The sequence below is a fragment of the Nocardia sp. NPDC005366 genome (genome assembly GCF_040606855.1).
In the GTDB taxonomy this organism is placed as follows: domain Bacteria; phylum Actinomycetota; class Actinomycetes; order Mycobacteriales; family Mycobacteriaceae; genus Nocardia.
The window spans coordinates 186048-199553 of sequence record NZ_JBEXFQ010000010.1 but is presented as its reverse complement, the minus strand read 5'-3'; the positions used below and the strand labels follow the sequence as shown (position 1 = coordinate 199553).

15 protein-coding genes are annotated in these 13506 nt (G+C 66.5%); 11 read left to right on the top strand and 4 right to left on the bottom strand.

What is annotated here, in order from left to right; genetic code table 11:
• Nucleotides 1–13: 13 nt before the first annotated feature.
• From ABZS43_RS14685 to ABZS43_RS14675, 3 genes are all read left to right on the top strand, one after another.
• A complete protein-coding gene (locus ABZS43_RS14685) occupies nt 14–1177 on the top strand; it encodes a glycosyl transferase (protein ID WP_355036363.1) in 1164 nt (387 codons plus the stop codon).
• A 115-nt stretch (nt 1178–1292) separates the two neighbouring features.
• Nucleotides 1293–1487, top strand: coding sequence for a DUF3046 domain-containing protein (locus ABZS43_RS14680; RefSeq protein ID WP_355036416.1), 195 nt, complete (start codon nt 1293–1295; stop codon nt 1485–1487).
• A 24-nt stretch (nt 1488–1511) separates the two neighbouring features.
• Nucleotides 1512–2882, top strand: coding sequence for a phosphotransferase (locus ABZS43_RS14675; protein ID WP_355036362.1), 1371 nt, complete (start codon nt 1512–1514; stop codon nt 2880–2882).
• A 22-nt stretch (nt 2883–2904) separates the two neighbouring features.
• Here ABZS43_RS14675 and ABZS43_RS14670 read toward each other — a convergent pair whose 3' ends face one another.
• Complete coding sequence (locus ABZS43_RS14670; RefSeq protein WP_355036361.1) at nt 2905–3414, bottom strand: CGNR zinc finger domain-containing protein; 510 nt, start codon at nt 3412–3414, stop codon at nt 2905–2907.
• Nucleotides 3415–3567: 153 nt separating this feature from the next.
• Here ABZS43_RS14670 and ABZS43_RS14665 point away from each other — a divergent pair, with 153 nt between their 5' ends.
• The 8 genes from ABZS43_RS14665 to ABZS43_RS14630 all read left to right on the top strand — a co-directional run bounded on the left by ABZS43_RS14665 (nt 3568) and on the right by ABZS43_RS14630 (nt 10899).
• Nucleotides 3568–4023, top strand: a complete 456-nt coding sequence (locus tag ABZS43_RS14665) for a VOC family protein (RefSeq protein WP_355036360.1) — start codon at nt 3568–3570, stop codon at nt 4021–4023.
• Between the two features lie 98 nt (nt 4024–4121).
• On the top strand, nt 4122–4967 hold the full coding sequence (locus ABZS43_RS14660) for a pyridoxamine 5'-phosphate oxidase family protein (protein ID WP_355036415.1): 846 nt from the start codon (nt 4122–4124) through the stop codon (nt 4965–4967).
• A gap of 78 nt (nt 4968–5045) precedes the next feature.
• Entirely contained in the window at nt 5046–5498 is a 453-nt protein-coding gene (locus ABZS43_RS14655; protein WP_355036359.1) for a nuclear transport factor 2 family protein, read from the top strand.
• A gap of 213 nt (nt 5499–5711) precedes the next feature.
• Nucleotides 5712–6755, top strand: coding sequence for a recombinase RecA (recA, locus tag ABZS43_RS14650; protein ID WP_109527570.1), 1044 nt, complete (start codon nt 5712–5714; stop codon nt 6753–6755).
• Between the two features lie 286 nt (nt 6756–7041).
• The gene (gene recX, locus ABZS43_RS14645) at nt 7042–7575 is read left to right on the top strand and encodes a recombination regulator RecX (RefSeq protein WP_355036358.1); all 534 of its coding nucleotides are present in this window, start codon (nt 7042–7044) and stop codon (nt 7573–7575) included.
• Nucleotides 7576–7778: 203 nt separating this feature from the next.
• A complete protein-coding gene (locus ABZS43_RS14640; RefSeq protein ID WP_355036357.1) occupies nt 7779–8792 on the top strand; it encodes a TauD/TfdA family dioxygenase in 1014 nt (337 codons plus the stop codon).
• Nucleotides 8789–9766 carry an ornithine cyclodeaminase family protein gene (locus tag ABZS43_RS14635; protein ID WP_355036356.1) on the top strand — a complete coding sequence of 326 codons (978 nt, stop codon included), beginning with the start codon at nt 8789–8791 and terminating at the stop codon, nt 9764–9766. Before ABZS43_RS14640 ends, ABZS43_RS14635 begins: the two co-directional genes overlap by 4 nt.
• 2 nt (nt 9767–9768) lie before the next feature.
• The gene (locus ABZS43_RS14630; protein ID WP_355036355.1) at nt 9769–10899 is read left to right on the top strand and encodes a cysteine synthase family protein; all 1131 of its coding nucleotides are present in this window, start codon (nt 9769–9771) and stop codon (nt 10897–10899) included.
• A gap of 91 nt (nt 10900–10990) precedes the next feature.
• Here ABZS43_RS14630 and ABZS43_RS14625 read toward each other — a convergent pair whose 3' ends face one another.
• From ABZS43_RS14625 to ABZS43_RS14615, 3 genes are all read right to left on the bottom strand, one after another.
• Nucleotides 10991–11890 (bottom strand): amino acid ABC transporter permease, encoded by a 900-nt coding sequence (locus ABZS43_RS14625; RefSeq protein ID WP_355036354.1) that lies wholly within the window; start codon nt 11888–11890, stop codon nt 10991–10993.
• A complete protein-coding gene (locus ABZS43_RS14620) occupies nt 11887–12558 on the bottom strand; it encodes an amino acid ABC transporter permease (RefSeq protein ID WP_355036353.1) in 672 nt (223 codons plus the stop codon). The genes ABZS43_RS14625 and ABZS43_RS14620 overlap by 4 nt, the downstream gene beginning before the upstream one ends.
• 84 nt (nt 12559–12642) lie before the next feature.
• Nucleotides 12643–13476: a glutamate ABC transporter substrate-binding protein gene (locus ABZS43_RS14615; protein ID WP_355036352.1), complete on the bottom strand. Its 834-nt coding sequence runs from the start codon at nt 13474–13476 to the stop codon at nt 12643–12645.
• Nucleotides 13477–13506 lie beyond the last annotated feature (30 nt).

The window sequence follows — 13506 nt, the reverse complement described above, 5'->3', positions numbered from 1 at the left end:
GCAGGCTGGGCGAATGCGTGTAGCCGTTGTCGCCGGGCCGGATCCCGGGCATGCGTTTCCGGCGTTGGCGCTGTGTGAACGGTTCCTGGCGGCCGGGGACGACCCGGTGCTGTTCACCGGACCGCGATGGTTCGACGCCGCGAAGAACGCGGGTATCGCGGTACGCAGACTCAGAGGTCTCGCGCCGCGCGCGACCGATGACGACGCCGACGCCGGCCAGCGTATTCACGAACGCGCCGCGCATATTTCGACGGAGATCCTGCCCGATCTGAGTGCGATGCTGCCCGAACTGGTGGTATCCGACGTACTCACCGCAGGCGGTGGCCTCGCCGCGGAACGGCTGGGGGTGCCGTGGGTGGAACTGTCCCCGCATCCGCTGTATCTGCCGTCGAAAGCGCTGCCGCCCATCGGAAGCGGGCTCGCGCCGGGTGAGGGGGTGCGCGGCCGGATGCGAGACGGTGTGCTGCGCGCCATGACCTCCCGCGCCATCCGCAACGGGCTGCGTCAGCGTGAGACGGCCAGGCAAAGTGTGAGTCTGCCCGCGACCGATCCCGGGCCCGCCGCACGACTGATCGCCACCCTGCCCGCCCTGGAGATGCCCCGTCCGGACTGGCCCGCCGATACCCATCTGATCGGTCCGCTGCTGTGGGAGCCCACCGAGGAGATCCTCGACCTGCCGCCGGGTGACGGTCCGGTGGTCATGGTCGCCCCCTCCACCGCGCACACCGGTGTCGCCGGTATGGCGGAGACAGTGCTCGCCGCCCTCGACGGCACCGGCGTCCGCGTCGCGATCTCCATGCTCGACACCCCGCCCGCCGACCTCCCGTCGTGGGCCACCGCTGGCCTCGGTCGCCAGGACGAACTGCTGTCCCACGCCGCGGTCACCATCGGCGGCGGTGGTCACGGCCTTCTCGCGAAATCCCTGCTCGCCGCTGTCCCGGTCGTCACCGTTCCCGGTGGCGGCGACCAGTGGGAACTCGCCAATAGAGCGGCCCGCCAGGGAAGTTCGATCCTCATCCGGCCATTGACCGCCGAGGCCGTGCGCGAAGCCGTGCTGGCCGTGCTCGACAATCCGCGCTACACCGCCGCGGCGGAAGAAGCGTCGCTCAGCGTGGCCGAGGTCTCCGATCCGATCGCTCTCTGCCACGGTGTCGTGACCACGGCGGCCCGCCGCTGACAGTCGTCGATTCGCGCGCCCGCGATGGCGACTCTCTGCGGCGGCGTCGCCGCGGTAGCAGCGCGATAGCGAGTTGGATCGTCCGGCGGGCGCGGACGCGAGTATCTTGAACACGGTGCGGTTGACCGAGTTCCAGGAACTGTTGCATACCGAGTTCGGGGTGGCGCGCGGCGATGCCCTGCTGAGTGATCATGTGATTCCGTCCCTCGGGGGTCGTACCGGGGCGGATGCGATCGAAGCCGGCGTAGACCCACGGGATGTGTGGCGGGCGCTGTGCGGCGAATTCGACGTGCCGAGGATGCGGTGGTGACGAAGCGATGGTGACGAAGCGATGGTGACGGGGCAGTCCTACTCCTTCGACGAGCGACAGCGGATGATCCCCGTCGACCCCGAGGGGCTGGCGGCGCGGGTGGCGGCGGCCAGGCCCGTAGATTTCGCGGGTTACCGCCAGACCGGGATCGAGTTGATGCTGCTCGGCAGGTACGAGGAGGCGCTCGACCACCTCGATCGCGCGCTGGAAACGGTCGACACCGAGAGCCGCAGGATCACGGTGTGGATCAACCTCGCCGATGTCTACCGCTACCGGGGCGACGCCGCCACCGCGATTGTGCTGTACCGCCGCGCCGTGGACGCGGCCAGGGTGAGCGCGCCCGAGGTGCTCTCGTTCGCGGTGCAGCATCTGGGCAAGGCGCTGGCCGAACAGGGCGAAATCGTCGCCGCGCGCGCACTGCTGCGCGAAGCGCTGCACCTGCGGGTCGCCGAGGGCGATCCGGAGTTGATCGAATCCACTCGGATCGCACTGGAAACCGTCGAGCGGGTGCGGCTCCCGCTACCACCGATGGTTGCCGCACTCCTCGGTGAGGCACCGGTCTTCTCCGGTGACCACGGCGGGATGAGCGACGAGGTCGTCTCCGTCGGCGGTAGGTTCTGGATGAAGCGGGGGCCACGCGCGGTCGCGGAGTACGCACGCCTGAACTGGTTGCGCGACAGTGGGATTCGGGTGCCCGATATCGCGGCCTTCGAGTCCGACGTGCTGGTTCTCGCCGACGCGGGAGTCCCGAGCCTCGCGGCTCGCGCGAGTGCCGCGCCGCTCGGCGTCTCCGGCGAACGGGTGAAGCCCGCGTCCGTGGAGTCCGCGTCCGTGGAGTCCGCGTCCGTGGAGTCCGCGGAGTCGGCGGCCCCGGAGTCGGCGGCCCCGGAATCGGCGGCCCCGGAATCGGCGACGGGTCGGGCCGAGGCGGTCACGGCCGAATTCGTCGGCGCGACCCTCGGTGCGCTGCTGCGTGATCTGCACTCGCTTCCGATCGCCGGGTGTCCGTTCGACGGCGGGTTGGACGTGACGCTCGCGCAGGCGCGCCGAAATGTGCTCGAGGGTCTGGTCGATCCCGACGATTTCGACGAGGACAATGCGGGGGTCGACCCCGAGGAATTGCTGCGTCGTCTGGAGGACGAACGCCCCGACGAGTCGGATCTTGTTGTCACACACGGCGATTTCACCCCCGCGAATGTGCTGGAGGGCGGAATTCTGATCGATACGGCGGCCCTTGGCGTTGCCGACAGATATCGGGATCTGGCATTGGCCGAGCGTGATCTGCGCGGGAATTTCGGTGATCTCGCGGCGGATGCCTTCTTCACCGCCTACGGCCTCGCCGAGCCGGATCGCCGGCGATCGGCCTACTACCGCCTGGTGGACGAACTGTTCTGAATCCCGCGTCCGCCGGTCGGCCCTATCCCTGTTTCCTGTAGTGTCGCGCGGCTTTGGTGCGATTCCCGCAGGTTGCCATCGAATGCCAGCGGCGAGTTCCGTTCTTCGAGGTGTCGAAGAAGAACAGCACACAGTCGGGGTGAGCGCACTGCCTGATCCGGTCGGGGGCCTTGGCCAGCAGGTGGAGCAGATTGTCGGCGGCCAGCCAGCCGGGTAACCACGCGGGGTCGGGCACGTCGGGAGTGTCGGTGGGGCCGTTATCGGTGAGGCTGCGGCGGATACGTCCGTGTCCGAGCACCTCGTTCAGCGCGATGTGGTCGGCGTCTCGAACGGTGGTGTAGATCGCGGCACGCGCGGCGATCAGCGCGTCGAGGGTGCGCTCGTCGGCGGGGGCGTCGATTCCGGCTGTACGCAGCCAGATCTGCAGGCCTGCCACGTCGCTGAGCAGATCCTGCGGTCCGTTCTGCATCCACCGGGTGTCGAGCAGGTCCAACGCCAGCGGTTCACCGAGGTGGGGGCGGGGATCGAGCATGACTGAGATTAACGACCTCCCTGTGGTCGGTATGACGTCCACCCGCAATACTAACCGTCTAAACTGAAATGAAGGGTTGACACGATCGGTGTGGGCGCTCTAGGTTTTAACCAGTCAACCGACTATCAACAGTTAGTTCGAGGGAGTTACGTGATGACGACTGCAACCAGGCTCGGCACCGGTCATATCGGACTGAATGTCACCGATCTGACCCGATCGGTCGATTTCTATCGGCGTGCACTGGGTTTCGAGCAGCTCGCCGCCGGTGCGGAGGACGATCGCCGCTGGGCGTTCCTCGGAACCGACGGCACCCTGATGGTGACGTTGTGGCAGCAGTCCGCCGGTGCGTTCTCGGCGCATACCCCCGGTCTGCACCACCTCTCGTTCCAGGTCGATTCCATCGAGCAGGTCCGCGCGGTGGAATCGGTGCTGCGCGAACTCGACGTCACCTTCGCCCACGACGGCGTTGTCGCGCACGGTGAGGGCGTGGCCTCGGGCGGCATCTTCTTCACCGACCCCGACGGCATCCGGCTCGAGGTATACGCGCCGACCGGCGCCGAGTCCGCGCCCGCTCCCGCCGGCGCCGCGCCGACCTGTGGCTTCTTCTGATCCCGGTGTTCCGATCCTGATGCCGCGATGACGATTCGATAGTCGAGGAGGGGCGCGTGTCCGTCTTTCATTCCGGTGAACTGGCCGTCCAGCGGCGGATGGGCCAGGCCGATATCGCCGAACGCGTCGGCAGGATGATCCGGGCCGACATCCCGGCCGTCGCCGCCTCCTTTCTCGCCGCTCAGCCGATGGTCGTCCTCGCCGCCGCCGATGCGCGCGGGCGGTTGTGGGCCGGTCAGATCGTTGGAACGCCGGGTTTCGTTCATGTCGTCGACGCCGAGACCATCGCCGTCGACGCGCATGCCGCCGCGGGCGATCCCCTCTCCGAGGTGCTGCGAGATCCGGCCCGCATCGGCATGATCGCCCTGCAACCGCAGCGTCGCAGGCGTATGCGGGTCAATGGGCTGGCGCGGCCGAGCGACGCCGGTATCCGGATCACCGTCGACCAGGTGTATTCGAACTGCCCCAAGTACATCTCCCGCCGCGACGTGCGCGGGTACGCGACCGACAGTGTGTCGCCGCCGCCCCGGCGGAGTGCGGAACCGGACCTGGGACAGCGCGCCGCGATCGCCGCGGCGGACACCTTCTTCGTCGCGACCGCGGATGCCGACGGCAACGCCGATGCCTCCCACCGCGGGGGCAATCCCGGTTTCCTACGGGTACTTTCGCCGAATCTGCTGCGCTGGCCGGACTATCGGGGCAACTCCATGTTCATGACGCTGGGCAATATCGAGGTCAACCCGCGCTGTGGGCTGCTGATCCCGGATTGGTCGGGCGGCGGCGCGCTCCAGCTCACCGGCCGGGCCGAATTCACCCGGGAACCAGGGGTTTTCGCCACGGGATCGCAGGGTTCGGTCGATTTCACCATCGAGGAGGTGATCGACTCCAGGGGCTCCGGTCCGCTGCGCTGGGGTCCTGCCGAACTCTCGCCCGTCAATCCATGAACTAGGCGCCGGATATATCCGGCGCCTACACGATGCCGAGACGTTTACGTCGAAATCGGTCTCCGAGAAAGGAATTCGATGAGACCACCGTTGCCGCCGTTCGATCGAGACGGCGCCGCCGCCAAGGTCCTCGCCGCCGAGAATGCCTGGAATACCCGCGATCCCGAGCGCGTCGCCGCCGCGTACACCGAAGATTCGGTGTGGCGCAATCGCGACGAATTCTTCACCGGTCGTGCCGCCATCGTCGACTTCCTGACCCGCAAGTGGTCCGTCGAGAACGGATACGCCCTGCGTAAGGATCTGTGGGCTTTCGATGGCAACCGCATCGCCGTCCGCTTCCAATACGAATGGCACGACCACACCGGCCGATGGTGGCGCAGTTACGGCAACGAGCAGTGGGAATTCGCCCCCGACGGTCTGATGTCACGTCGCGAGGCGAGTATCAACGACGTCGGCATCCTCGAATCCGACCGCCGCATCTTCGGTGCGCGCACGCGGGAAGAGGAGGGGGCCGTTCTGCCGCGCCAATAGCCTTGCCGCTGGCCTCGGCGCAGCAATGGCCCTGCCGGGGTCGGGTGCGGGAGGTGATCCAGGGGGCGAGGTGATGCGCGCGCGTGTCCCGGCCGCGTCGCTTGACTCGAACATCTGTTCGTTTAAGCTGGGCTCCGGACTTGTCGGTGCCGCCCTCTAGTGTGGGCGCCAACCAAAGAACGAGACTTCACCCGGCGAAAAGGGGATCAGGACATGGCACCACAGGCGTACGACCGCGACAAGGCGCTCGAACTGGCGCTGGCCCAGGTCGAGAAGAGCTTCGGCAAGGGTGCGGTGATGCGCCTCGGCGAGGAAGCGCACCAGCCCATCTCGGTGATCCCGACCGGTTCCATCGCCCTCGACGTCGCCCTCGGCATCGGCGGCCTGCCCCGTGGCCGCATCGTGGAGATCTACGGTCCGGAATCCTCGGGTAAGACCACCGTCGCCCTGCACGCGGTCGCCAATGCCCAGGCCGCGGGCGGTGTCGCCGCCTTCATCGACGCCGAGCACGCGCTCGATCCCGATTACGCCCGCAAACTCGGTGTCGATACCGACGCGCTGCTGGTCTCCCAGCCCGATACCGGTGAGCAAGCCCTCGAAATCGCGGACATGCTCATCCGGTCCGGCGCGATCGACATCATCGTCATCGACTCCGTCGCCGCCCTGGTTCCGCGCGCCGAGATCGAGGGCGAGATGGGCGACAGCCACGTCGGCCTGCAGGCCCGCCTGATGAGCCAGGCGCTGCGCAAGATGACCAGCGCGATCAACAACTCCGGCACCACCGCCATCTTCATCAACCAGCTGCGGGAGAAGATCGGCGTCATGTTCGGTTCGCCGGAGACCACGACCGGCGGTAAGGCGCTGAAGTTCTACGCCTCGGTGCGCCTGGATGTGCGTCGCATCGAAACCCTCAAGGACGGCACCGACGCGGTCGGTAACCGCACCCGCGTCAAGGTCGTGAAGAACAAGGTCTCGCCGCCGTTCAAGCAGGCCGAATTCGACATCCTCTACGGCCATGGCATCTCCAAGGAGGGGTCGCTCATCGATATGGGCGTCGAGCACGGCTTCATCCGCAAGTCCGGCTCCTGGTACACCTACGAGGGCGATCAGCTCGGTCAGGGCAAGGAGAACGCCCGAAAGTTCCTGCTCGAGAATATCGATATCCGCGACGAGGTCGAGAAGAAGATCAAGGAGAAGCTCGGTATCGGCGCAGTGGTGACGGCGGAGGCCGGTGCCGAGGTTCCCGCCGAATTCTGATTCGACGCCGATCATGAGCACAGCGTCCTCGGAGACAGGGCCGTCGATGACTCCGGAGATGTCCCGGTCGGGCGGGCGGCAACCACGACCAGTCCGGTCGGCCGAAGGTGGTTCGGCCGACCCGGACACCGCGGGCGCCCGGTCGAGCGAACCCGATCCGCAGCGGGGACGCTCGACCGGGGCCACGCCTCGAACCGGTCGGTCGCGCGGTCGCCGAGCGCGATTCGGGGCTGATAACTCCCAGACGGCCGACGACGGAGGATCAGACGGCCGATGGGTGGATCCGGTGGCGGCCGGATCCCAGCGCGGTGCCGAGCGCACCCCGCAGGGCGGGACGGTCGAGCAGGCGAAGGAAGTATGTCTTCGCCTGCTCGCTGTCCGCGCTCGTAGCCGCGCCGAACTCGCTCAACGTTTGGCCGCCAAGGGCTATACCGAGCATGTCACCGATCTGGCGTTGGGACGTCTCGCCCAAGTCGGCCTCATCGATGACGTGGCCTTCGCCGAACAATGGGTGCAGTCCCGTCACACCTTCTCGGGTAAGGGCAAACAGGCTTTAGCCCAGGAGCTGCGACGCAAGGGTGTCGCCGCCTCCGACGCGGCCCCCGCCCTCGAAGCCATCTCCTCCGACGACGAGATCACCCGTGCCACCGACCTGGTCCGACGCAAACTTCGCACCATCCCCCGAGATCTGGACGCCGACAAGACGATCCGCCGCCTCGTCGGCATGCTTGCCCGCCGCGGCTACAGCAGCGCCACCGCCTTCAACGTCGTGAAAGCCGAACTCGCACAGGTCGAATCGGTGAACGACGAGTTCGACTGATCTCACCACCCGCTCGGGATCGGGCGGGCGGCCCCGCTCACTGTCCTGATCGGGATCGTGGCGCGGAATTCTCCGATACTCTCGAAATCGTCCCCGGACTTGCGGGTGGAGTCGAACACCGCACCTCACCACCATGTTCCCGCGCCGAGCCGACCGACCGTGCGACCTTGCGATCGGCAGCGCGCCTTGCGAAGGGAGAGTTCATGATGTCGTCCGCGGCGGACAATGCCATACGCCCACTCGAAATCCGGACCCTGGGCAGGAATGCGCAGGTCCTTCTGCACGAGCTCGGGACGACGCTCGCCGCGGCGTACGGATCGGTGTCCAATCCCCGTTGCAGGCAGGCGATCTCGGTGTTCGCGGCGAATATCGATGGCGAGTTGCGCGAGCGGATCCGTCCACCGGCGAGCGACGGGGGTATCTGTGTGGTGCGCGCAATCCTCCTCGACGAGCGGTCGTTGGGGCCAACACCCCCCATCTGGGCGGCCGTCGACGACGACGCGAGCCTGTCCCTGGATCTTCAGATGCTGTTGCTCGCCAGCATGATCGGTCTGCCTTTCGGGTGGCGCGGCCAGCAGGAGGGGCGACTGGTGAACAATGTCATGCCCGCGCGGGGTTATGAGAACGTGCAGATCGGGGCGAGCAGCTCACTGCTGCTGAGCCCGCATACCGAAGACGCCTTCCATCCGCATCGCTCGCACATATTCCTGCTCAGTTGTATTCGCAATATGGAGGCGGTCGCGACCACCATCTCCTCGGTCCGCGATGTGGACCTCTCCGCGTCCGACCGCGAACTGCTCTTGCGCCCCACCGTCCCGATCCTCCCCGACCTCACCTATGGGGACCTGGAACGGCACGGGCCCGCGGAGCCGATTCCGATCCTGTGGGAGCGGTCGGACGGGTTGTGCCTGCGCTACGACCCGGACTTCACGCCGTGGGGCGACGCCGATCCGGAATTTCGAGCGGCGTACCGGCGATTGGGCGCCGAACTCGAGCGCGTCGCCCGGCGCGTCGTGCTCGAGCCGGGCGATGTCGCGATCATCGACAACGATGTGGTCGTGCACGGCCGCGTCCCGTTCACGGCGCGTTTCGACGGCACCGACCGATGGCTCAAACGGGTGAATATCGCCATGCCGGATAGGCCGCGACCGGTCACGGAGCTGGCCGAGAACGGATACGGTCAAAAGGTCGAATATCTCTGCCTGGAGTCGAAATGACCGACATGCCACTGCGCGTGCTTTCGCGTAATGATCTGGCGGACATCGCCATAACACCCGCAGAAGTGATCGCGTCGGTGCGCGAGGTCTATGTGACTCTGGCGCAGGGGCAATCGCGTAATCCGGCCAAGATCGCGCTGCCGTTGCCGGAGCGGGATTCGGTCTCGTACTCGATGCTCGGCTACGACGGGTCCCGTCGGATCGTCGCCTTCAAGACGTCGTACAAACAGGAGAGGGGACGCGGCGACAAGCAGTACTACACCACCATCACCCTCTACGACGACGACACCGGCGCTCCGATCGCTTTGATGGACTGCGCGCGGATCGGGGCGCTGCGCACACCGGCCGCGAGTGCGCTGCTCGCCGAGGCCAGCGCCGCGCCGACCGCCGAGACGGCACTGTTGATCGGGACGGGTACCCAGGGCCGACAGGCGCTGCCATACCTGCTGGCGGTACTGCCCGGTGTGAATCGCCTGATGCTGTACGGAACCCATGACGCCGGAATCGCCGCGGTACTGGACGTATTCCACCAGCACCACCCGGACCGGACGATCGAAGTCGTCAGTGATCCGCTCGGCGCCGCGCAGGAGGCCGATATCGTGCTGGCCGCGTCGGGACCGGCCACCGCGGTCAAGATTCGGACGAACTCGCTCAAACCCGGCGCGGTACTGGTCGACGTCGGATACGGCGTCGCCGATTCGGCCCTGCTGGATTCCGACTACGCCATCGCCACCAGCGCGAGCCAGTTGGCCGTCACCGGAAAGTATCTGGCGGATTCGGACGGATCGCTGCGACCGGTCGACGCCGAACTCCCGGAAATACTCGCGGGTCGGGCGGCGGGACGACGAGGCCCCCAGGATCGCGTTTTCGCGTACAACAGCGGGTTGGTCGTCACCGATATCGCGGTCGGACACGCTTTGGCTACCCGCGCCATCGAAGAAGGCCGTGGACAGGAGTTACGACCGTGGAGGTGATCATGACCGTGGACGACGTAGCACGCGCGACCGACGGCGTGGCGCGAACGACCGGTCCCGCCGCTGGTGCGCGGCCCGAGAATGTCGTCGGCCGGGTCTCCGACCTGGTCGGCCGCACCCCCCTCATCGAATTGTGCCGCACCGGTTCGGGATCACGACTACTACTCAAACTCGAACAGTTCAACCCCACCGGCTCCGCCAAGATCCGCATGGCCCGACAGATGGTCATCGAGGCCGAACTCGACGGCCGTCTACCTCCCGGCGGCCACATCATCGAATCCACCTCGGGTAACACCGGACTCGGCCTCGCCGTCGTCGCCGCCGAACGCGGCTACCGCTTCACCGCCGTCGTCGACAACCACGCCGCGAAAGACAAACTCCGCGCCATGGCAGCCATGGGCGCACGCCTGATCTATATCGCCGACACCACCGACGACGGCCCAAGCGCCACCGCACGCGAAGAACACGCCGCCGCCCTCGCCGCCGCCGAAGACGGCGCCTACTTCTTCGACCAACACAACAACCCCAGCAATGCCCGCGGATACCACGCCCTCGCCCATGAGCTCCGCACCGACCTCCACACCGATATCGACTACCTCGTCAGCTCCGTAGGTACCGGCGGATCACTGTTCGGCACCGCCCGCGAACTCCGCCGCCACGGCTCCGGCGTCACCGTCATCGGTGTCGAACCCATCGGCTCCATCGCATTCGGCGGCCCCGGCGGCCCCTACTGGCAATCGGGAACCGGCACCCCGCCCGGGGGCGTGATCGGCACTACGATCGATTACGAACTCCTCGACGAGGGTGTCAAAGTATCGGATATCGACGCGTTCGCCACGGCGCGCGTGGTGGCGCGGCGTCACGGACTGATGCTCGGCGGTTCGGTGGGCGGCGCGGTCTTCGTGGCGATGCGGCTGCTCCGTGAAATCCCTTCCGGGAGCACGGTGGTGACCATCGCCTGCGATGGGGGCGAAAGATATCTGGACACGATCTTCAACGACGAATGGATGCGCGACAAAGATCTGCTGAATCCGGCCGCGGAGGGAGAGGTTCGACGATTGCTCGATGAATACGGCCGTGAGGTCGGTTCCACGGCGGTCCCCGGATCCCCGGGCCCGCCGACGCCCGCGTAACCACTGACGGTTCCGGGATCGCCGGAAGGCCCCGCCCTCAGCCGGACTCGCCGTAGCGCCTCTCACCCCGCGAGATCGGCCGGAATAAGGCTCATCTCTTCGTTGTGAGATCCACGCCCGGCGCGGCGTCGGTGATCACCGAATCGGCCGCGAGCACGGTGCCACCCTTGGTGCGCCGCCGGACCCGCAGTCGCTGTTCCACCGTGGTGGCCGCGTAGGAGAGCGAACTGTTGAGCACGATCATGATGATCGCGACGACGATCAGCGCCGGGATGATGTTCTGCTCCGCGGCGCCGAGTTGTTTACCCTCGCGGACGATCTCGCCGTAGGTGATCTGGTAACCGAGCGCCGTATCCTTCAGTGCGACAACCATTTGCGAGATGAGCGCGGGGAGCATCGCGGTGATCGCCTGCGGCAGCAGGATCAACCGCATCAGCTGATTCTTGCGCAGACCGAGTGCGACGGCGGCCTCGCTTTGGCCCTTGGGCAGCGAGCGGATGCCCGCCCGGACGATTTCGGCGATGACCGACCCGTTGTAGAGGGTCAGCGCGACGACCACCGCGGCGAGCGCGAGATCGTCGGGTTTGAAGACCTTGTATTCGGAGAACAGCGCGAACAGGAAGATCATCAGGATCAGCACCGGGATGGCGCGGGAGAATTCGACGATCACGCCTGCGACGACGCGCACCCACCGGTGTTCCGAGAGCCGCAGAATGCCGAAGATCATGCCGAGCACCAGCGCGAAGAAGATGGACAGCACCGCGGCGACGATGGTGCCCTTCAGGCCGGGCAGCAGGTAGGTCTGCCAGACATCGCCGTCGAGGAACGGCTTCCATTTGTCCGCGGCGAACTGGCCCTGCTTGTCGAAGGCCCGGTACAGCACGAACCCCACCGCGAGTATCGCGACGGCCACCAACGCCGAGAAGATGTGGTTGCGCACCCGCGCGCGTGGTCCGGGTGCGTCGAAAAGGACGGATGCGCCGGAACTCATCGGGCCACCTCGAATCGCTTGGCGAGCCAGCCGAACAGCAGGCCGGTCGGAAGAGTCAGGCAGACGAAGCCGAGTGCGAAGATCGCGCCGATAGCGATGACGGCGGCTTCGATATCGTTCATCTCCGCCATGAGATAGGCGGCCTCGGTGACACCGATGGCCGAGGCGATCGTCGAGTTCTTGGTGAGCGCGATGAGCACGCTGCCGAGCGGCGCGATCACCGACCGGAAGGCCTGCGGCAGTACCACATAGCGCAGATTCTGGCTGAAGCTGAAGCCGAGCGAGCGACCCGCCTCGGACTGACCGAGCGCCACGGTGTTGATACCCGAGCGCAGCGATTCGCAGACGAATGCGCCGGTGTAGACGCTCAGACCGACGACTGCCCACCGGTAGTTGTTATCGGTGATCGAGTCACCGGCGAGTTTCCAGCCGAGGGTCAGGTACAGGCCGAGCGAGCAGAACAGGATGATGAGCGTCAGCGGGGTGTTGCGCAGGATCGTGACGTAGGCGGTGCCGAGTGCACGGGCGATCGGCACGGGGGAAACGCGCATCGCGGCGACCAGGGTTCCCAGGATCAGCGCGCCGACGGCGGAGAAGGCGGTCAGCGTGATGGTCACCCAGAAGGCTTCCAGAATCCTGGCGTGGTAGTCCGAGATCAGGTCGAACACGGTGGGCGCATCCCTCCGATCGGTATGGGTTCGGTTAATCGGTGAGGCGGGTGGTCCGGGGATCGCGGACCACCCGCGGGGGAATCAGTAGCGGTTCACCGTCGGAGGCTGCGGCGCGGGGTAGCCCGAGCTGCCGACCGTCGCGGCGAAGGCCTTGGACCAGCTACCGTCCGCGATCATGGCCTCGATCGCGTCGTTGACCTTGCCGCGGAGCTCGGAATCGCCCTTCTTCAGACCGATGCCGTAATTCTCCGTGGTGAACGGCTTGCCGACGACCTTGAGCTGGCCGGGGGACTGCGCGGCGAAACCGGCGAGGATGATGTCGTCGGTGGTCACGGCGTCGACCGAGCCGTTGCGCAGCGCTTCGACACACAGCGAGTAGGTGTCGAACTCCTGCAACTGGACGTCCTTGGCGTACTTCTCCTTGACGTTCTGCGCGGGGGTCGAGCCCTTCACCGAGCACAGCTTCTTGTTGCCGGTCAGCGATTCGGCGCCGGTGATATCGGTGTTATCCGCCTTCACCAGCAGCGACTGGCCCGCCACGAAGTACGGGCCCGCGAAATCGACCTTCTCCTTGCGCTTGTCGTTGATCGAGTAGGTGGCGACGATGAAGTCCACCTGGCCGTTCTCGATCAGCGTCTCACGCTGTGCCGACGGCGCTTCCTTGAAGGTGATCTTGTCGGGTTTCACGCCGAGTTTGTCGCCGACGTATTTGGCGACCTCGACGTCGAAACCGCTGAACGAGCCGTCCTTGTTCCGCAGGCCGAGTCCGGGCTGGTCGAATTTGATCCCGACCGTCAGCTCCCCGTCCTTGGCATTGTCGAGGGCGGATTTGTCATCGCCGCCGCCACAGGCGGTAACGGCGAGCGCCAGGGCGATCGCCCCGACACCGAAGCGCAGTGCACGGTTGATCCTCATCGAGTTCCCAACTCCTCTTGTGGTTTTCGT

Excerpts from the sequence above, each read along its gene's own strand:
- ABZS43_RS14670 (WP_355036361.1), bottom strand. The coding sequence starts at position 3,414 with ATGCTCGATCCCCGCCCCCACCTCGGTGAACCGCTGGCGTTGGACCTG.
- recA (WP_109527570.1), top strand. The coding sequence starts at position 5,712 with ATGGCACCACAGGCGTACGACCGCGACAAGGCGCTCGAACTGGCGCTG.
- ABZS43_RS14655 (WP_355036359.1), top strand. The coding sequence starts at position 5,046 with ATGAGACCACCGTTGCCGCCGTTCGATCGAGACGGCGCCGCCGCCAAG.
- ABZS43_RS14660 (WP_355036415.1), top strand. The coding sequence starts at position 4,122 with ATGGGCCAGGCCGATATCGCCGAACGCGTCGGCAGGATGATCCGGGCC.
- ABZS43_RS14640 (WP_355036357.1), top strand. The coding sequence starts at position 7,779 with ATGATGTCGTCCGCGGCGGACAATGCCATACGCCCACTCGAAATCCGG.
- ABZS43_RS14685 (WP_355036363.1), top strand. The coding sequence starts at position 14 with ATGCGTGTAGCCGTTGTCGCCGGGCCGGATCCCGGGCATGCGTTTCCG.
- ABZS43_RS14625 (WP_355036354.1), bottom strand. The coding sequence starts at position 11,890 with ATGAGTTCCGGCGCATCCGTCCTTTTCGACGCACCCGGACCACGCGCG.
- ABZS43_RS14635 (WP_355036356.1), top strand. The coding sequence starts at position 8,789 with ATGACCGACATGCCACTGCGCGTGCTTTCGCGTAATGATCTGGCGGAC.
- ABZS43_RS14615 (WP_355036352.1), bottom strand. The coding sequence starts at position 13,476 with ATGAGGATCAACCGTGCACTGCGCTTCGGTGTCGGGGCGATCGCCCTG.
- ABZS43_RS14630 (WP_355036355.1), top strand. The coding sequence starts at position 9,769 with ATGACCGTGGACGACGTAGCACGCGCGACCGACGGCGTGGCGCGAACG.
- ABZS43_RS14665 (WP_355036360.1), top strand. The coding sequence starts at position 3,568 with ATGACGACTGCAACCAGGCTCGGCACCGGTCATATCGGACTGAATGTC.